This is a genomic window from Peterkaempfera podocarpi (assembly GCF_042466665.1).
Lineage (GTDB): Bacteria > Actinomycetota > Actinomycetes > Streptomycetales > Streptomycetaceae > Peterkaempfera > Peterkaempfera podocarpi.
The window spans coordinates 8761209-8778442 of record NZ_CP162102.1; the positions used below are offsets into that span (position 1 = coordinate 8761209).

Consider the following 17234-nt stretch of genomic DNA (forward strand, 5'->3'; position numbering starts at 1 on the left):
GAGTATGGTTTATTGTTCAACAGTATCGGTTCATGGTCAACAGTGGCGGCGGATCGCCCTCCCCAGGACCCGGATCCACTGCTGTGCCCATTCATTACTGAAGGCGCTCATCGCCATGGGCCTCGTCCGCCGCAGCCGCACGACGACCGCAGGGCATGGACTCCGGGCCGTCCGCCGGGCCCCGTCGACGGGCCCCGGCGAAACGGGCCGGGCGGGCAGCGACGCGGTGGCGCTGCGGACCCCGCTGCGGGCTGCCACAGTGGTGCTCTCCCTCGCGGTGGGCGTCGGCGCGGTCGTCCAGACGTACCGGATCGGCGACTCGGGCGCCAAGGCGGCCTGGCACGACGGCTTCTCCGCCACCGCCACCCGCTACGGTGGGGGCTGACCTCTCGGATGCCCCGCCCGTCCCTAGAGACTGTCCGCCCGATCTTGTGACTATCTGCCTGTCGGGTCGTTGGCTGGTTATGGGGCGGGGTGATCTCACGGATGCGGAGTGGGAGCGGTTGCGGCCGTTCTTACCGTGAGCAATGGGCGTTGTGGCCGGTGACGGGACCATCGACAGGTAGTCAACGGGATCCTGCACCGAGTGCGGACCGGTGTGCAGTGGCGGGATCTGCCAGGGCGCTTCGGACCGTGGAAGACCGTGTATGAGCGCCATCGGCTGTGGTCGGCCGACGGGACGTGGGAGAGATTGCTGCAGAAGGTCCAGGCCGCGGCCGACGCCGCGGGTGAGATCGACTGGGAGGTGTCGGTGGACTCCACGATCATGCGGGCCCACCAGCACGCGGCCGGCGCCCGTGAGCACGCCCTGCGCGAGTTCGAACATATCCACAACTCGCACCGGCCGCACCAGGGCATTGCCAACGCCCGGCCGCTCCATCCGCTGCCCGAGCCGATCACTGACCCGGTCCGGATCACCCGACTCGAGATCTCGCTGTAGGCCAGGCGGGTGTGGTCGTCGACGGCGGTGTGGATGAAGCTGTAGCCGATCTTCGGAGTGCCGCTGGGGCTGCGTTCAGCGGTGGTGGCATGCCGGTTGGCTTCGCCGGCCTGACGGCTGTGGACCTTGTGGCCGCCGCCGTCGGGGATGTTGCCGAGTTTTTGATGTCGACGTGGACCAGCTCGCCGGGCCGGGCGCGTTCGTAGCGGCGGATGACCTGGCCGGTGGGCCGGTCCAGGTGGGCCAGGCGGCCCAGGCCGTGGCGGGCAAGGACGCGGTGCACGGTGGAGGGGGCCAGGCCCAGGATGGGGCCGATGCGGGCCGGCCCGAGCTTGCGGTCCTTGCGTAGCTCGCACACCCGGGCCTCGGTGGCCGTCGGCGTGCGGTGCGGGGTGGTGTGCGGGCGGGAGGGACGGTCGTGAAGGCCCGGCTCCCCTTCCTCACGCCACCGGCGGACCCACTTGTGGGCGGTGGCGCGTGAGATGCCCATCTCGGCGGCCACGTGCGCCACGGGACGCCCCGATCGGACACGCTCGACAAGGAGCCGCCTGCCGTGAACGGTCAGGCGGGCATTACGGTGGGACACGAAGACCTCCGTGCGGTGCAGTCCTAGACAGCTCCACTGCATCGGAGGTCTTCGCTTTGATCAAGTCCCGCAACTGTCAACAACGCCCGTGGTCAATACAGCTAGTCCACGCGGAAGGGGCGCATCATCTCGTTGTCCTCATGTTCAAGAAGATGGCAGTGCCAGACGTACCGGCCGGCCAGGGTGAACTGCGTCTTCACCCGGGTGACGGCGTCCGGGGGAGCGATCACGGTGTCCTTGAAGCCGCTCTCCCAAGGCTGAGCGGGCCGCGCCCGCTCTCCGGTGCGCTGCCGGTCGAGGACCTGGAACTGGACCTCGTGGATGTGGATCGGATGAGCGTCCGCCGTGAAGTTGTGGATCTCCCAGATCTCGGTCGCCCCGACCTTCGGGTTCTCCGTGATGGGATCGTCCCAGCCCAGGATGTCCGGCCGCCCGGCCGCCAGAGTGCCGAGCAGTACCGCCCGCGGCCCTACTCCGGGCAGGGTCGCCGACCTGCTCTCCGCCAGGGCCACCTGCCGGGTGTTGCTCGGTGCGCCCAGACCCTCGAACGCAGGGAGAGCGAGTCGGTCCGGAGGCACCGTACGGTCCGGCGAAGTGAGCGGCTGTACGACGAACTTCATGATCTGCCCCGTGGTGTGCGGATCCGCCGCCTCGAAATCCGTTCCGGCGACTCCTCTGCTGAACGGTCCGTCCGGGCCTTCGTTGATCAGATACAGCTCGGTCCCGACCGGGACGGCGCTGAAGTCGACTATCACGTCGGCGCGTTCGGCGGGGGCGGCGAGGAGCTGGTCGAGCTGGACGGGAGACGGCAGGAAGCCGCCGTCGCTGCCGATCTGCCAGAGCGGGAGAGCCGGCCGAGCGGGCCGCTGGGCCAGCGGATCAGTGACGATCTTGAGGACCAGGAACCGCGCGTTGCAGCCGTTGAGGAAACGGCAGCGGTACCGCCTCGGCTCGACCGGCAGGACCGGCCAGGTCCGGCCGTTGACAACTATCGTGCTGCCGTAGAACTCCGGATTCCAGATCGGCGAGATGTCGCTCCTTGGGACGTACGGCCCCGCGAATCCGTCGAAATCGGCCCGACTTGGCGGGTAGAAGAGTTCCCCGTCCGCGGTGAAGGTCCGGTCCTGGATTGCGATGGGAATCTCGTGGTAACGAATCCCCGGGGGATCGCCGAGCTTCGGCGCGGGTCCTGGAAGTACGCCTTCCGGAAGGTCGGCCGGGCCGCCGCGGAGAAGGTAGAAGCCCGCCATCCCGGCATAGACGTTCAACCGCGTGATGCCCAGAGTGTGGTCGTGGAACCAGAACGTGGCGGCGCGATCACTGTTGGCGTACTGGAAAACAGCGCTAGCCGCTCCCCATCCGGCGCCGAACTTGTCCTCGAACAGCTTCCCGAAATGATCGTAGAACGAGCCGGTCCGCGCATATCCCCTGGGGATGTCCCGCGCCGTGGGGAGGAACCATGCCTCCGGATAGCCGTCGCTCTCCTGCATGTTGTGCCCCCCGTGCAGGTGGGTCACGATGGGCACCGGCCCGGTGTAGGGGCCCGGCGTCGAGGTGAACGAGGGGCGCGAATCCCGGCCCGACTCCCCACCCGCCGGATTCGCCCAGTGCACCGTCGGATCCACCGGCAGCAGGTGCGGCAGGAAGGCGCCGTCCTTGTCGACCAGCTGGTTCACCCAGGTGACTCGCACAGCCTGTCCCACCGAGGCATTGATGGTGAACGCCGGATAGTGGAAGCTGGCCGGGTGGTGCACCGAGCCGTATCCCCACACGGTCGTGGCGGGCAGTCCGGTCGGCAGGACCTGCTGCCGGAACTGCCGGACACCGATCGTGTAGTGGTCGATGCGGGCCGCCGTGTCCCTGCCGACCCAGGGCATGGCCGGCGGGACCGTCAGCTGCGCGCCGTACTTGCCGATCGTCGTCGGGTCCAGAATCCGACCGGAGCCCACAGCCCGGGACCGAGCCGGCACCAGACCCGACGGGATGACCACGGCCGCTCCGCCGAATGCTGCCGCCCTCAGTACGTCTCGCCTTGCGACCATCGTGTTCCTCTCGGGCCTGATCCGGAGGGATTCCAGTAGACATGCGAACTGCGGCACTGCGCCATCCCGCTTTCCTCGGCCGGGCCCCGTCATTCCCGGAGACGTGAAGAAGCGTTCGTTCGGCGCAGTCGGAGTGCGTCGGGGACACCTGTGTCAGGTGCGCGTCGGGAGCAGCACTACGGCGCCCTCGAGAGTCGCCGGCTTCGGATGGTCGTCCTCGTCCATGCGGCAGCCGGCGCGCTCGGAGAGGCGCTCCACGACAGCGAGGAAGCGTTCGACCAGCAGCCGCTCGACCTTTCCACTGTCGAAGCACTCCACCTCGATGGCCGCCTTGGCCGTGTCGACGACCGCGATGATGTCGCTCTTCAGGACGTGGGTCGATGCCGTCGCTGCGCACCGACATGCCCGAGGGCACGCTGGTCACGCTGGTCGAGTGGCTGATCCACCCCGGCGACACGGTGCGGCCTCCCGCGCCCCCGCCGGCTACGGCCCAGCCCTAACGGGGCTTGTTCGGCCTGGATGCCCCCACTGCATGCGTTGCGTCACGGGCCTCCCCGGACCCGGCTGGCTCGCTCCCCGCATAGTGATGGACGTGGGCGTCCGGACCAGGAAACACCAAGGAGATGCGGCCGCTGTCCGACCAGCAGACATCGTAGGGCGGTGTGCCGTCGGCATGGTGCACGCCGACAATCCGCCCGTCCCGACGCGTGAGGCCGTCAGTGGGGCTTTCGATGATCAACCGGTCTCCGATGCTGGCCTTCATCGCGTTCGCCTCCTTGGGGGCATGCTAAGTCAGTCGGGCTCCAGATAGGAGCGGCGGAAGGGTGCGGCCTGGCCGACGCCGTACGGTCGCACGGCGGCCACTGCCCGGGACGCCGCACGCTCCAGCGTCCCGCTGGTGTCCACCACGGTGGCTTCCGACCAGGGTTCGGACCGTGCTCTGACGGCCAGAGCATCGGCGACGGCCGAGTCGGCGTCGGACAAGGTGTCGTCCCGGGTGACCAACCGGGCTGCAGCCAGCTCAGGCGGAACTTCGCAGTGCACCTCGGCCAGGTCGGCGGTGCAGCGCTGCGCCGTCAGCCGTGCGGCCCGTCGATGCTCGGCTGCGGTCCAGGTGGCGTCCAGCACCACGGACTCGCCCATGTCCAGCAGGGCCGCGGCACGTGTCAGCAGCGTGTCATACGTACGCCCGGTCCACTCGGCCGGGTAGAGGCCCTGCTCGAAGGGCGCGGGAGCGTGGTGGCCCGGGGGGGCAGCCCGGCCAGTTCCATTCGTACTTGTAGGCCCGGTCCGCAGCGAAGAACACAGCAGCGGTGTGGGTTTCGCGGACCTCTGCTTCCCAGTGACCTGTCACTGCCGGTGCGCCGTCATGGACGGGCATGATCACTCCCCTTTCCCTCCGCAGCAGCGGTACCCGCTCATCGGCAACGCCGCTGCGGGGTCGCGGCGTTGTTGTGCTCGTGGACGCCGTTCCCGGGTTGCCCTCCGCGAGCTGCATCACGTGCCGCGCATCCGCTGAGCCGACGACGCGGCGCCCTCAGAGCCCGTGCAGCTCGCCCCCGGTTCCTCGCGCCGCAACCAGACCGGCCAGGTCGGTGTCGGTCACGATGCCGTGTACGGTCCCATCCCCGTCCACGACCGGCAGGGCCTCCAGGCGCCGCCACCACATCACCTGTGCCGCGCGGTCGACGGCGCAGTCGGGCGTGACGCTTTCGCAGGCGTCGACCACGTCGCGTACCGGCCGCAGCCGCAGCGCCACGGGGTCCGCGGGCCAGGCCAGAGCAACGCCGCGGTCACTCACCGTGCCCGCGTACCGATCGCGCTCGTCGACGACGACCAGATGCCGCAGCTCCTCGGTGACGAACACCGTGAGTGCCTGCCACAGCGTGTCGGTGCAATGGACGGTGCGGACGGGCATGCTCATCACCTCGGCGACCGCCACCGATTCCAACGGGCGTCCGCGCGTGGCGCGGAACCGGTTCCATGCTTCACGAAGATCCCGGGTGCCATCCCTGCCGGCCACGCCCACCATGCGCTTTCCCTCCGTATGGGGAGCGAGGGCGGCGCCGTCGCCGCCATCGACGACGGAGGCACTGTCACCGGCCTCGCTCTCGGCTTGGGCGGGCCCGCACGTCGCCGCTTTGAGGGGACGTCCGCACCCGCCGTGGGGGTGCCCGCGGATGGGACGCCGTGTCGGGGACGGTCAGTCCTTGTGTTGGGTCACCTCGATACGGCGTGGTGACGGGGTCTCCTGTCCCATTCCGATGCTGACGGTGAGGATCCCGGCCGAGTACTCGGCCTGGATGTCGTCCTCCCTGGCACCCGCCGGCAGCGTCACGGTGCGGCTCAGGGAGCCGTAGCGGAACTCGGAGCGGTCCTTGTCCCGGCTCTCCTCGGCACGCTCCGCTCTCACGGTCAGCATGCCCTCCTGCACGGTGACCTCCAGATCCTTTCCAGGATCAATACCGGGGATCTCGGCCTTGACGACATAGCGATCGTTCTCCGGATACTGTTCGATCCGCAAAGTGGCCAGATCCGGCAGGCCGGGCCAGCCGGGCCGGGAAGCCAGCGACTCGAACCAGTCGGGCAGTTCCGGGAACAGAGAGTGTGCGTGCCTCCGTGCTGGAGTAGCCATAACGGCACCTCCGGGGGTGGGGCGACCCGATTTGGCCCTTCCCAGTCTGCGCTGCCGTGGCACCCCGCGCCACACATCGGCCGATACTCCGCGACGGGTCCTGTGGAGCCGCTCCTCGGGGCGGGACGGGGGACGGCTCGATCTCCTCGAACCGCGACATGTCGCATCACCGTGGCGCCGGGAATCCCACCGGAATGCGCCCCGGGCGGGCCAGGACCTCCGGCAGGCTCACGGGTGGGGCACGACCGCAACGGGACAAGGGGCGTGGTGCAGCACCGCATGGTTGACCGGGCCCAGCTGCAGTCCAGGGCCAGGTCGACGGCGCGCACCGACCACGAGCAGATCCGCTTCGGCTGCTGACTCCACGAGAGCGGAATGAGCCAGACCCCAGCGCGGGGTCAGATGCAGGGGAACCCGAGGGTGCGTTGCTGCCGCCTGGGAAGTGGCGCTCCTCAGGGCGCTCCCGGCCTGGACGTAGTAGGCGTCAGCCATCGCGCTCTGCCCCGGCCCGTAGGCGAGGAAGGGGTCCGGGGGCGCATGCCAGGCGTGTACGGCCTCCAGGCGGGCACCCCAGCGCTCGGCGTACTCGAAGGCGAAGGAAGCAGCCGGGCCCGACGCTTCGGCGTCGCTGACGCCCAGCACGATCCGCCCATGGTGCCGCTCCACGGCATCGCCGGCCCCGCGCACCACGACCACCGGACAGGCGGCCCGGGCAGCTACCTGCAGTCCTACCGAGCCCAGCAGCAACCCCGTGAAGCCACCGTGCCCGCGGTTGCCCACCACCAGCAACGATGCCGAGGAAGCGGCCTCCAGCAGGGCGGGGGCCGGTGCGTTCGGCACTACCTCCACCTGAGCTTGGACATCCGGCCAACGGGCCGTGACCCTGTCCATGGCGACCGCGACCAAGTCGGCGACGGCCTTGCGGGCCTGCGCCAGATCGGGGTTGTCCGAGGAGTCCGGCTCGTACCGGTCCCACAACGACGTGTGGACCAGGCGCAGTGGCGCACCACGCGAGGCAGCTTCGGCCGCGGCCCAGTCCAATGCGCGCTCTGCGGGGGCGGAGCCGTCGATGCCGACAATCACGGGAGACGGCATGGTCCCCTCCGTTCGGGCAGATCCAGCTGACCCACGCGCGGATGGGGTAGCAGCGACCCTCGACGGTGCCCTTTCCCACACGGAATACACCAGCGGACGCCCTCCAGTGCGTGGACTTGCGACCGCTGCCAGCACGGCCGTCCCGGCACCTCTTTCACGGCGTTCGCTCGGGACATGCGCGGTATCCGGGAACGCGGACGCCGAGGACCGCCATGTCGTCGTGGCCGTCACTCGGACGCCGGCCCACAAGGGTCCGGCAGAGCTCGTCCAGGGGGTCGCGGGCGTGGACCGCGGACAGGGCCCCCAGCGTGTCCAGGCCCACGTCGATGGATCGGCGGGGATGCTCGACCAGACCGTCGGTGAACAGCACAAGGGTGGCATCGGCCGACAGGGCGCGGTGATGGTCTGGACGGGCCTCCTCGGCGTCGACCCCGAGGGGGATCCCCGGTTCGGCGTGGAGGTAGCGGGTGCGGCTGTCGGCTTTGACCACGAGGGGCGGCATGTGGCCGGCGGTCGACCAGCGCAGCGTCCAGCCTCGGTCGTCGAAGGGCCGGTCGTCCCGGCGGTCGCAGAGATACAGGTTGCCGAAGAGCTGTCCGCGCACGGTGATGGCCACCCCCGGCAGAGTGCGCATTCTCGGGTGCCCTTCGGGGAAGCCGACGGATTCCGGGTGGCGCGGGATGGCATCGACACGCAGCGGCTCCGGGTGTCGGACCAGGTGGCCCCAGCAGGCCGCGTCCGTGAGGGAACTCCACCTCGGCGAGGTCGGCCCGCTGGTGGTCGGTGAGTCCGAGGGGGATGAGCTCGGAGGGGCCAGTACGGGCTTCGTCGAGCAGCCCCAGTGCCCCGTAGCGGCAGCAGGTCAGTTCCATGGCTGCGGTCGCGATCCGGTTCAGGGTGTCCGGCAGCTCCACTTCCCAGCTGATGGCGCGGACCGCGTCCAGCAGAGACTCCATTCGGGCCTGCCCGCAGGTCAGCTGTTCGACCTCTTCCGCGATCCGCGCCACCGCGTCGTAGAGCGGAGACTTCCGTACCGGCGCCTGCGGACCGGCGGGCGCTCTTGGTCGTGCGCACTCATCGCAACCGTCTTCCTGTGCGCCGGTCACGGCCGGCCAGTGACAGCATGCGCCGCGCCTCGTCCACCATAGAAGAGGCGAGGGCTCCGGGCGCACGGGTGGTGAGTGGCGGACGCCTTGGCCTGCGGCCGCTGTACGAGGCTGCGAAGGCCTGCTGCCGGCCTCGCGTTCACCGTGGAGTCCTCGGGATCCCGGCTGGACGGCTCGGAGGGGCGGCGCCGGTGCCCGACGTCCGCGACACCTGTGCGTGGCGGACTGCGGCTGGTCGTGGGACGGGACGGGGGGACATGGCCGACGGTGCAAGCGTCCGCCCTGCATCTCTTGCGACGCCGCTTTCTCGGCCTTGATGGGTGCAGCGGTGGTCGATGGTGTCCACTGCCGCCTTTCGGCGCACTGTGTCTCTTGATCCACTCGTGCCCGGCCCGCGGTGCGTTGATGCTGGAGCATGCGGAGGAGGCGGACCGCATGGTGCACGAGAACGTGTACAGCGGAGGCGGTCCGGTTCAGCGGGTGATCGGCGGGCCCCGGTGGGGGAAATCGGTGCGGCAGACGCCGCACAGTCAGGAGCGCGGCTGTCCCGCCGGGTCGGCGGAGGCCGCCCGAGCCGTTGCCGGGAGACCTGGCAGGCAGGAGTACTCATGGAGATGCCCGTTGTGAGCGAGTGCGGGGTGTCGAGCTGCGCCTACAACCAGGACAGCGCCTGCCGCGCGCTGGCCATCACGGTCGGGGATGTCGCACACCCGCAATGTGACACGTTCTTCGACACATCGCTCAAGGGCGGCGACCCGTCAGGGGTCGGCCGGGTGGGTGCCTGCAAGATGTCCGACTGCCGGCACAACGTGGATCTGGAGTGCCAGGCCGGAGCCGTCCGGGTCGGCTTCCTGAGTGACGAGGCCGACTGTCTGACGTACTCCGCGCGGTGAATGCCGGTTCCGCCACAGCCGTCAGTTCTCGGGGGGACCTCCACGTGGCGCGAGCTCGGGCCCATGGGGCCCACACCGGCGCTGGAGCCGGCCTCCCCGGCCACCGGTCGGCATCGTTCCGGCGGACGCCAGGGAACCGCAGCGGAACGACATTGCGGGCGAATGGCAACAGGAGGATCTCATGCCGCGAGCCATCGTCGTCGGCCTTGACGCCTCACCCGAGAGTGCGGCCGCGGCCGACTGGGCGGCCGGGGAGGCCGTGCTGCGCGGCCTGCCGGTGGAACTGGTCCAGGGCTGGCCGAGGCCGCCCTTCGGCGGTCCCCACCAGGTCGAGGTGGACTCCGTGAGTGAGCGGTGGGGCAGGCGGGTGCTGGACAGGATGGAGCTCGAACTACGCACGCGCCATGACGGTGTGGAGGTCACCGCGCTGCAGGTTCCCCGGCCGCCCGTCGATGTACTGTCGGCAGCCAGCCACGACGCCGTCATGCTGGTGCTGGGCTCACGTGCCCTGGGCGCCGTCCGAGGCTCCATCCTCGGGTCCGTCAGTCAGGCCGTGCTGGTCCGGGCTGCTTGCCCGGTCGTGCTCGTGAGGTCAGAGCACCGGGCATCTGCCGAGCACGTCCCGGACGACGCAGGACTGCCCTCGGTGCGGACGTCCTTCCGGCCCGTCGTCCTGGGCCTGGACATCCGCCGGGCCTGCGACGACGTGCTGGCGTTCGCCTTCGAGGAGGCAGCTCTGCGCTCCGCGCCGCTGCACGTCGCCCATGCGGGGCATCCCTCGGTCGGCCTTGGCTATGCGGCACCTCCGCTCAGCGCCGCCTCCACGACGCAGTTCATTGCCGAGGAAGAGCACCGGGCCGCTGCGACGCTGCGCCCCTGGCGCGAGAAGTATCCCCAAGTGGAGACCGACCAGAGGGTGATCGTCGGCAGTGCGGCGCGGTTCCTGGTCGAGGCCGTGCCTGCTGCCGGGCTCATGGTGGTGGGACGCCGCATCCGCGAGCCGGCGATCTGTTTCCACATCGGTCCGGTCTGCCATGCGGTGATCCACCACGCCGCCTGCCCGGTCGCGGTGGTGCCCTATCGCTGAGCAGACTGAAGCCATGGCTCCCGGGACACGGCGGTACGTACTCGCCGCCGCAGGCCAGACCGAATGGCCCTGCCGAGCCGCCCCGAGGACCCTGTTCTGCGCAACGTGGCTGCGGAGCACAGTGGGAGAACAACACCCGCTCCGAAGCGTCACCAGGAGACCAGATGAACACATCCGAGCCCGGCAGTCCCGTCCCCGGCCGAGTGGTTGTGGGCGTCGACAGTTCACCTGGAGGAGGCCGCGCGCTGCGTTGGGCGGCACACGAGGCCGCACGGCAGGACCGCGTACTGCACATCGTGCACGGCGCCGATGTCACCTACGCCGACTACATCGTCGGTGAGGCCGTACGTCTGATCACCGAGGCCGCACGCGTCGTGCTGGTGGATGCGGCAGAGGAGGTCGGCGAGTATCTCCCCGACCTGCCGGTCACCACCGCGCTGTCCCAAGGGCCGGGATACGAGGCAGTGCTTGAGGCGTCGGAGCCGAACGATCTCGCCGTCGTCGGTTCCCGGGGAAGAGGAGGCTTCGCAGGGCTGCTGCTGGGATCGGTGAGTCTGAGCGTCGCCGCTCGCGCGTCCTGCCCGGTAGTCGTCGTACGTGGCAGCCGAGAGGACAGCGCTCCCGCCGGCGAGGTCGTGGCCGGACTGCGCGACGAGCAGGACATTCCGGCCGTGCGCTTCGCGGCGGGTATCGCCCGGTGCCACCGGGCGGGACTCCGGATCGTCCGCGTGTGGCGCCTTTTCGATCAGGCCGGGGCCTCGATCCCCATGTTCGACGAGATGGCTGCGACCAGGGAGGCCGAAGCAAAGGCGTTCGCCGGGCTTGTCGACAGGGTGCGGCGGGAGTTTCCCGGCCTACCGGTCACCGACGAGTTCGTGGAGGGCTCGTCTCCGGCCGGAACACTTGTCCACGCCGCCGCCCGCGCCGGACTGCTCGTTGTCGGTGCGCGCCGTCCCCACAGCCGTGTGGGGCTCAGGATCGGCCGGGTGACGCACGCGGTCCTGCACCATGCGGACTGCCCCGTAGTGGTCGTCCCCAGACCCGCGGGGTGAGCGCGCCTGTTGTCTAGGAAACATCAGCGGCTGGTGTTTTTCCTCGGCCGACCACGTGGAGGGCTGCTATGAGTTGCTCGGGCGCTACGACCCGCTGGCGGACCCGCAGCAGGGTACGGCTCTTGGCCGTGCAGTGCCGTGGCGCGACATGCACGGCAACTCCCATTCGGTGACCATCTGGAGCGGCCGAGACGACCGCGGCACAGAACGCATCTGTGCCACCTGGCTGTTCTGCATGTCGGGAGCGGTTGCCGATTCCTGGAAGTCGACGATGGTCGGGCGGGACGTGTTCACCCGGGACGGACACAAGCTCGAAGTGGAAGAATCCGGGCAGAGACCGTGCAGTCGCGCCGCCACGCCGTTGCGGCGCTACCGACTGACCGGGACCGGTGCGGCTTCGAGCGGCGATCGCTGAGAACCGGGTTCGGCTGGATCATGTCAGGTTACCCCCGAGATGGAAAAGCCCTGTCCGGGACGTCGTGCCATGGTCCCGAGGGGGTGGTCCGACCGAGGGCAAGCGCAAGGCCGCCCGTGACCTGATCGGCCGACACTTCGACGCCGTCGCCCGGAACCTGCTCTGGGTCGGCGACATGACCGAGATCGACACCGGGGAGGGCGGCCCAGCGGCGCGGATGGGGGTGCGGGGTTTTCTCGGACATGGGGATGGGGTTTCTCGTGGTGGCGGGGTTCTGCGGAGGGGGTTCTGCGGAGGGGGGTTCTGCGGAGGGGGAGTTCTGCGGAGGGGGGTTCTGCGGAGGGGGAGTTCAGAACTGAAGGACGAGGCGGCCGCGGGTGCCGCCGGCTTCCAACAGCCGGTGGGCCTGGGGGGCGTGTTCGGCGGGGAAGGTGCGGGCGACGCGCAAGGTGAGTCGGCCTGCTTCGGTGTGGGCGCGCAGACGGTCCAGGCGGCTGCGGTCGCCCAGGTAGTCCGGGACGAAGGCCATGAGTGTGCGCAGGGAGCGGCGCCGCAGTTCGGTGGGGCTGAGGGCGTGGGGGCCCTCGTCGAGGAGGGCGACGATGGTGCCGCCGTCGCGGACGGCCGGGGCCGATGCTGCGGATCCGATGGCAGCGGCGTCCACCAGTGCGTCCACGCCGCCCGGCAGGGCATGGAGAATGCGGCGGGCGACGCCGGGACCCCGGGGGACCACGATGTCCGCTCCCAGTGAGCGCACGAGTTCCTCGTCGGTGGGCGAGGCGTCAACCTCCACTAGCCAGCCTGTACCTGGTTCCGTTGCGCCGCTTCCTCACCTTCCGAGACGTGTCGGACATGCCGCCGCTGCGGCCCAGCCCCGATCGTCCAACGTTCGCCGGCGCATTGCCGCAGAGAAGGGCCTTACCGGGCGGGCGAGACATTGCCCCGGGCGGGCTAGGCGTTCCGGGGTGGTGATGGGCCGGTCGCTTTCGGCGCGGCTATGGGCGACATAGTGGTAGAGGAGATTGAGGTTGCCGGCGTAGCCCTGTCCCTCGATCTCCCGGAACAGCTGCTTTACGCGGACAGTAGGGTCGGCTGCTCGACGTTCACGCAGGTGGTCGCGGTTGGAGTCGACCAGGCTGGCCAGGTAGTGCGGTGCGCGGCGCAGGGTCTCGGTTAGCGTCGAGACGGTGGGCGGCCGCGAGGGCCTCACGAGTTCGCCCGAGCAAGCGCCAGTGGTTGATGGGAAGTCAGGCGATGGCGATCGGGCGGGTGGCTTGCTCCAGCGCGATGAGTGCCGAGTAGTAGGGGCGGCCAGTGATGTGCTCCATGTCGATCTCACAAGTGCGGTTCGCAGACAAATGCGCGTAGTAGTGGCGGGACGTGACTTCTTCGGCCTCATGCTTGGCGGCGGATTCGGTGAGCTCCTTGTGGAGCATGCCGCGGTCGCCGGCGAATCCGCAGCACTCGGCATACACGGGGGTGTCGACCTCGTCGGCGCAGGCGGCCGCGATGGCCTGCAGGTGCTCGACGTCGTCGAGATGGCGCATGGAGCAGGTCGGGTGGATGACAGCTCTGTCGACCTTGTGGGTGATCTCCAGGAGAGGGAGCAGCTGCGTGGTCGCCCACACCAGGGAGTCGATGACGTTGAGTTCCTTGTGCTTGCGCAGGTTTTCCTCAGTCAGGTACGGGATCACCTCGTGGGCGATACCCAGGGTGCACGAGGACGCGTCGACGATCAGGGGAAGGCGGCCGTGGTCGGTCCACTCCCATGCCCGTTCCACGATGCGGTTGGCCATGGTGGTGTTGCCGTCGTCGTAGCCCTTGGAGTGCCAGATCGTCGCGCAGCACGAACCGCTCATGTCCTGGGGGATCCATACTGGCTTGCCCGCCCTGTCCGACACGGTCACGATCGCCTCGGGCAGGGACAGGTCGCCTTGCTGGTCGGAGGCAAAGATCCGGTTGACGCAGGCGACGTAGTAGACAGCGACCGCGTTGTCCTTGAGGCCTGTCGTCACCAGGGTCACCACGACGGTGGCGCCGGGCCCGACGTGAGCGGCCCCGGCCGGATGCCCGTCAGGCCATCCGGACGTGGCGGCGTATGCCGTCTCCGCCGACACCCGGCGTTTCTGGGAAACCGGAAGGAGGGCGACGGCGACCGGCCCCGTACCCGGCCATACCTGCGCCCGGGCCCTGCCACCCACCTCGGTGGCAGGGCCCGAGCGCAGGGCTTCACTGGCCTGTCAGCCGTTCCAGCCGAGGTAGACCGACTTCGACCAGGTGTAGAAGTCCACGGCGACCGCGCCCTGCTCGCGGAACGTGTTGCTGGAGGAGTCGCCGACCCCGCCGAACGGCACGTTGAGGTCCAGGCCGGTGGTCGGACGGTTGACCTTGACCACGCCGACCCGGACGCCCGCGGCGAAGCGCTGCGCGGCGGCCAGGTTGCGGGTGCAGAGTCCGGCCGCCAGGCCGTAGCGGGAGTCATTGACCAGATCGATCGCCTCCTCCAGGTCCGCCGCCTGGAGCACCGTCACCACCGGGCCGAAGATCTCCTCGCGGGCCGCCGCACTGCCCCGGTCCAGGCCGGTGAGCACGGTCGGGGCGAGCATCAGCTCCTCGGGGGCCTCACCCCCCGCTGCAAACGTCGCGCCCTCGGACCGCGCACGCTCGATCGCGGCCGTCACCGTGGCCAGCTGTTGCTTGCTCACCACGGGGCCCATCAGGGTGCCGTCGGCCAGGCCGTCGCCCGGCCGGAAGCGGGCCGCCTCCTTGATGAGCGCGGCGACGAAGTCGTCGTGGACGCCCGGGGTGCAGATCACCCGGGAGGAGGCGGTGCAGGCCTGTCCGGTGAGACCGAAGCCGCCGGCCACCGCGATCCGTGCGGCCTGCTCGACATCGGCATCGTCGAGCACCACCAAGGCGTTCTTGCCTCCCATCTCCACCTGCACCCGGCCGCGGCGCTCCTGCACCGTGCGCTCGATGCGCATGCCGACCGTGGTGGAACCGGTGAAGGAGACTGCTGCCACCCGGGGGTCGCATACGAGCGCCTCGCCGACGACCGCGCCCGTGCCGTGCACCACGTTGAGCACGCCGGCGGGCAGCCCGGCACGGACCAGGGCCTGGGTGAGGTGGCGGGTGGAGAGCGGGGTCAGTTCCGCGGGCTTGAGCACCACCGTGTTGCCGCTGATCAGCGCGGGCGCCATCTTCCAGGCGGGGATGGCGATGGGGAAGTTCCACGGGGTGATCAGCCCTGCGACGCCGAGCGGCTCCCGCCGGGTGTGGACCATGGTGTCCGGCAGCGAGCTGGGCAGTACCTGCCCGCCCAGCCGCCAGCCCTCGGAGCCGAAGAAGCGCAGCACGTCGATGGCCCGCCGGACCTCGCCGCGTGCTTCGGGCAGCGTCTTGCCCTCCTCGCGGACCAGGTCGCGGGCGGCCTCCTCGTGGCGGCCGCGCAGGATCTCGGCGGCGTCCAGCAGGATCGCGCCCCGCGCCGGGGCGGGCAGCGCAGCCCATGCGGGCTGGGCCGCGGCGGCGGCCGTCACGGCGGCGCCGACGGCCTCGGTTCCGGAAGCCGGGGCCACAGCGACCAGTTCGGCCGGGTCGGCGGGGTTGTACCGTTCGAGGCCGTCACCGGCGACCTCCTCGCCGCCGATCAGGTTGGGGATGTGCACAGTGCTCATGGGTGCCGTTCCTTGCGAAGTCGGGGGTTCACAGGCTGCGGACCAAGCCGCCGTCGCAGCGCAGCGCGGTCCCGGTGACATAGGAGGCGGGGTCGCTGCAGAGGAAGGCGGCGGTCGCGCCGAACTCGGCCGGGGTGCCGTACCGTCCGGCGGGGATCGCCGCCTGTGAGGCGGCCGCGACGTCGGCGACGGGGCGCTGCTCGCGTTCGGCCCGCGCGGCGTCCAGTGCCGCCACCCGGGCAGTGGCGATCCGGCCGGGCAGCAGCAGGTTGACGGTGACTCCGTCGGCCGCCACCTCGGCGGCGAGGGTCTTCAGATACGCGGCGAGGGCCGCCCGTCCGGCGTTGGACAGGACCAGCCCCGGCAGCGGCTCGGCGACCCCGCTGGAGCCGATGGCCAGGATCCGGCCCCAGCCGCGCCGGCGCATCGCCGGCAGGGTCAGCGCCACCAGCCGCTGCTGGGCCAGCAGCAGGGAGTCCAGCGCGCCGGCGAGGTCACCGGTGTCCAGCCCGGCGGCGGTGCCGGGCTGCGGGCCGGGTCCGTTGAGGACCAGGATGCCGGGATCGCCGTACGCCTCCCGGGCCGCCTCGACCAGCTGCTGCGGGCCGTCCGGGGTGGTGAGGTCGACCGGGACGCCGACCGCGTCCGGCAGCCCCGCGGCGATCTCCTGGGCGAGGTCGCCGCGCCGCCCGGCCACCACGACCGAGGCACCCTCTGCGGCCAGCGCCTCGGCCACCGCCCGGCCCAGCCCCCCGGTGGAGGCCGCGACCACGGCGACCCGTCCGCGAATGCCGAGGTCCATCAGGACACCTCCTTGGGGAGCGCGGCCAGGTGCCGCTCCAGCTGCGGGACCAGGGCCTCGGGCAGCTGCGCGGCCGGCGGCCGGACGCCGGACTCCATGATCAGACCGCGCCGCCGGATCGCCTCCTTGCGCAGCGCCAGCCCGATCCCGGCCTGCGCCTCGAAGTTGACCAGCGGCAGGTACGGCAGATAGGCCTCCCTGGCCGCGTCGTACCCGCCGCTGTGCCAGGCCTCGACGCAGGCGATCAGGCCCTCGGGGCAGGAGAGACCGGTCATCGCCCCGGCGGCGCCTGCAGCCAGTTCGTCGAGCAGGCCCAGCCCGCCCAGGCCGCCGAAGACCGGGACGTCCAGGGCGGCGGTGAGCCTGGCGACGGCCGCCGGGGTGGGCGGCGCCTCGGCTTTCACCGCGACCGTGGAGGGGACCGCGTGGACGGCGCGGACCAGGTCGGCGGTGCGGATGGCGACCCGGCTGGTCTCCGGGTAGTCCTGGACCACGATCCCGGCGCCGGTGGCCTCGTGGACCGCACCCAGGTGGGCGGCGACCACCAGCGGGTCGGGCGAGTTGACCTGCACCATCAGTCCGGCGAGGCGGTCCCCGACCACCTCGCGGACCAGCCGGGCCTCCTCCAGCACCGGCGCGGTGGCCAGTCCGGTGACCCCGACGACCAGCGGCAGGTCGACGGTGTCGACGACCACCTCCAGTACGGTGCGGCGCTCCTGGGCGGAGAGCCGGGTGGCCTCGCCGAAGACGCCGAGCACGGTCAGACCGGTGGTGCCGATCCGCTCGTAGTGCTCGACCAGCCGGGCCAGGCTGGGCTCGTCCACCTCCAGGGCAGAGCCGAGGAACGGCGTGGCGACCACACCCCACACCCCGGGTGCGAGCTTCTCGGGCATCAGTGGGCTCC

General features: G+C 70.5%; 16 protein-coding genes and 4 pseudogenes. 6 read left to right on the forward strand and 14 right to left on the reverse strand.

Annotated features, from left to right (window positions below):
• The first annotated feature begins 115 nt into the window (after positions 1–115).
• Positions 116–385, forward strand: a complete 270-nt coding sequence (locus tag AB0761_RS38130; RefSeq protein ID WP_377273858.1) for a hypothetical protein — start codon at positions 116–118, stop codon at positions 383–385.
• A 79-nt stretch (positions 386–464) separates the two neighbouring features.
• A pseudogene (locus AB0761_RS38135) lies at positions 465–802 on the forward strand (IS5 family transposase); the annotation flags it as partial.
• A 125-nt stretch (positions 803–927) separates the two neighbouring features.
• Here the strand turns inward: AB0761_RS38135 and AB0761_RS38140 are convergent.
• From AB0761_RS38140 to AB0761_RS38180, 9 genes and pseudogenes are all read right to left on the reverse strand, one after another.
• Positions 928–1526, reverse strand: a pseudogene (locus tag AB0761_RS38140) (helix-turn-helix domain-containing protein); the annotation flags it as partial.
• A 101-nt stretch (positions 1527–1627) separates the two neighbouring features.
• Positions 1628–3568 (reverse strand): multicopper oxidase family protein, encoded by a 1941-nt coding sequence (locus AB0761_RS38145; protein ID WP_377273859.1) that lies wholly within the window; start codon positions 3566–3568, stop codon positions 1628–1630.
• A gap of 153 nt (positions 3569–3721) precedes the next feature.
• Positions 3722–3886: a hypothetical protein gene (locus tag AB0761_RS38150; RefSeq protein ID WP_377273860.1), complete on the reverse strand. Its 165-nt coding sequence runs from the start codon at positions 3884–3886 to the stop codon at positions 3722–3724.
• Between the two features lie 178 nt (positions 3887–4064).
• Complete coding sequence (locus tag AB0761_RS38155; protein WP_377273861.1) at positions 4065–4331, reverse strand: DUF1918 domain-containing protein; 267 nt, start codon at positions 4329–4331, stop codon at positions 4065–4067.
• Positions 4332–4360: 29 nt separating this feature from the next.
• Positions 4361–4879 (reverse strand): AAA family ATPase, encoded by a 519-nt coding sequence (locus AB0761_RS38160; RefSeq protein ID WP_377274533.1) that lies wholly within the window; start codon positions 4877–4879, stop codon positions 4361–4363.
• A gap of 226 nt (positions 4880–5105) precedes the next feature.
• On the reverse strand, positions 5106–5600 hold the full coding sequence (locus tag AB0761_RS38165) for an HPP family protein (RefSeq protein WP_377273862.1): 495 nt from the start codon (positions 5598–5600) through the stop codon (positions 5106–5108).
• 171 nt (positions 5601–5771) lie between these two features.
• Positions 5772–6203, reverse strand: coding sequence for an Hsp20/alpha crystallin family protein (locus AB0761_RS38170; RefSeq protein ID WP_377273863.1), 432 nt, complete (start codon positions 6201–6203; stop codon positions 5772–5774).
• Positions 6204–6431: 228 nt separating this feature from the next.
• On the reverse strand, positions 6432–7298 hold the full coding sequence (locus tag AB0761_RS38175) for a universal stress protein (protein ID WP_377273864.1): 867 nt from the start codon (positions 7296–7298) through the stop codon (positions 6432–6434).
• Positions 7299–7452: 154 nt separating this feature from the next.
• A pseudogene (locus AB0761_RS38180) lies at positions 7453–8254 on the reverse strand (GAF domain-containing SpoIIE family protein phosphatase).
• A 758-nt stretch (positions 8255–9012) separates the two neighbouring features.
• On the opposite strand from AB0761_RS38180, the gene AB0761_RS38185 reads away from it, so the two are divergent.
• From AB0761_RS38185 to AB0761_RS38200, 4 genes are all read left to right on the forward strand, one after another.
• A complete protein-coding gene (locus AB0761_RS38185) occupies positions 9013–9297 on the forward strand; it encodes a DUF1540 domain-containing protein (protein WP_377273865.1) in 285 nt (94 codons plus the stop codon).
• Positions 9298–9478: 181 nt separating this feature from the next.
• The gene (locus AB0761_RS38190; RefSeq protein ID WP_377273866.1) at positions 9479–10384 is read left to right on the forward strand and encodes a universal stress protein; all 906 of its coding nucleotides are present in this window, start codon (positions 9479–9481) and stop codon (positions 10382–10384) included.
• Positions 10385–10548: 164 nt separating this feature from the next.
• On the forward strand, positions 10549–11436 hold the full coding sequence (locus AB0761_RS38195; RefSeq protein WP_377273867.1) for a universal stress protein: 888 nt from the start codon (positions 10549–10551) through the stop codon (positions 11434–11436).
• A gap of 22 nt (positions 11437–11458) precedes the next feature.
• The gene (locus AB0761_RS38200; RefSeq protein ID WP_377274535.1) at positions 11459–11851 is read left to right on the forward strand and encodes an avidin/streptavidin family protein; all 393 of its coding nucleotides are present in this window, start codon (positions 11459–11461) and stop codon (positions 11849–11851) included.
• Between the two features lie 349 nt (positions 11852–12200).
• Here the strand turns inward: AB0761_RS38200 and AB0761_RS38205 are convergent, their stop codons facing one another.
• The 5 genes and pseudogenes from AB0761_RS38205 to AB0761_RS38225 form a co-directional block, all read right to left on the reverse strand.
• Complete coding sequence (locus AB0761_RS38205) at positions 12201–12644, reverse strand: zinc-binding dehydrogenase (RefSeq protein WP_377273868.1); 444 nt, start codon at positions 12642–12644, stop codon at positions 12201–12203.
• Between the two features lie 454 nt (positions 12645–13098).
• Positions 13099–13842, reverse strand: a pseudogene (locus tag AB0761_RS38210) (heterodisulfide reductase-related iron-sulfur binding cluster); the annotation flags it as partial.
• Between the two features lie 249 nt (positions 13843–14091).
• Positions 14092–15528, reverse strand: a complete 1437-nt coding sequence (locus tag AB0761_RS38215; RefSeq protein ID WP_377273869.1) for an aldehyde dehydrogenase family protein — start codon at positions 15526–15528, stop codon at positions 14092–14094.
• 28 nt (positions 15529–15556) lie between these two features.
• Positions 15557–16330, reverse strand: a complete 774-nt coding sequence (locus tag AB0761_RS38220) for an SDR family oxidoreductase (protein ID WP_377273870.1) — start codon at positions 16328–16330, stop codon at positions 15557–15559.
• Positions 16330–17223: a dihydrodipicolinate synthase family protein gene (locus AB0761_RS38225; RefSeq protein WP_377273871.1), complete on the reverse strand. Its 894-nt coding sequence runs from the start codon at positions 17221–17223 to the stop codon at positions 16330–16332. Before AB0761_RS38225 ends, AB0761_RS38220 begins: the two co-directional genes overlap by 1 nt.
• Positions 17224–17234 lie beyond the last annotated feature (11 nt).

What these genes read in the sequence shown, in the direction of transcription:
- AB0761_RS38130 (WP_377273858.1), top strand. Translation starts at nt 116, where the DNA reads ATGGGCCTCGTCCGCCGCAGCCGCACGACGACCGCAGGGCATGGACTC.
- AB0761_RS38145 (WP_377273859.1), bottom strand. Translation starts at nt 3,568, where the DNA reads ATGGTCGCAAGGCGAGACGTACTGAGGGCGGCAGCATTCGGCGGAGCG.
- AB0761_RS38155 (WP_377273861.1), bottom strand. Translation starts at nt 4,331, where the DNA reads ATGAAGGCCAGCATCGGAGACCGGTTGATCATCGAAAGCCCCACTGAC.
- AB0761_RS38165 (WP_377273862.1), bottom strand. Translation starts at nt 5,600, where the DNA reads ATGGTGGGCGTGGCCGGCAGGGATGGCACCCGGGATCTTCGTGAAGCA.
- AB0761_RS38170 (WP_377273863.1), bottom strand. Translation starts at nt 6,203, where the DNA reads ATGGCTACTCCAGCACGGAGGCACGCACACTCTCTGTTCCCGGAACTG.
- AB0761_RS38175 (WP_377273864.1), bottom strand. Translation starts at nt 7,298, where the DNA reads ATGCCGTCTCCCGTGATTGTCGGCATCGACGGCTCCGCCCCCGCAGAG.
- AB0761_RS38185 (WP_377273865.1), top strand. Translation starts at nt 9,013, where the DNA reads ATGGAGATGCCCGTTGTGAGCGAGTGCGGGGTGTCGAGCTGCGCCTAC.
- AB0761_RS38190 (WP_377273866.1), top strand. Translation starts at nt 9,479, where the DNA reads ATGCCGCGAGCCATCGTCGTCGGCCTTGACGCCTCACCCGAGAGTGCG.
- AB0761_RS38195 (WP_377273867.1), top strand. Translation starts at nt 10,549, where the DNA reads ATGAACACATCCGAGCCCGGCAGTCCCGTCCCCGGCCGAGTGGTTGTG.
- AB0761_RS38215 (WP_377273869.1), bottom strand. Translation starts at nt 15,528, where the DNA reads ATGAGCACTGTGCACATCCCCAACCTGATCGGCGGCGAGGAGGTCGCC.
- AB0761_RS38220 (WP_377273870.1), bottom strand. Translation starts at nt 16,330, where the DNA reads ATGGACCTCGGCATTCGCGGACGGGTCGCCGTGGTCGCGGCCTCCACC.
- AB0761_RS38225 (WP_377273871.1), bottom strand. Translation starts at nt 17,223, where the DNA reads ATGCCCGAGAAGCTCGCACCCGGGGTGTGGGGTGTGGTCGCCACGCCG.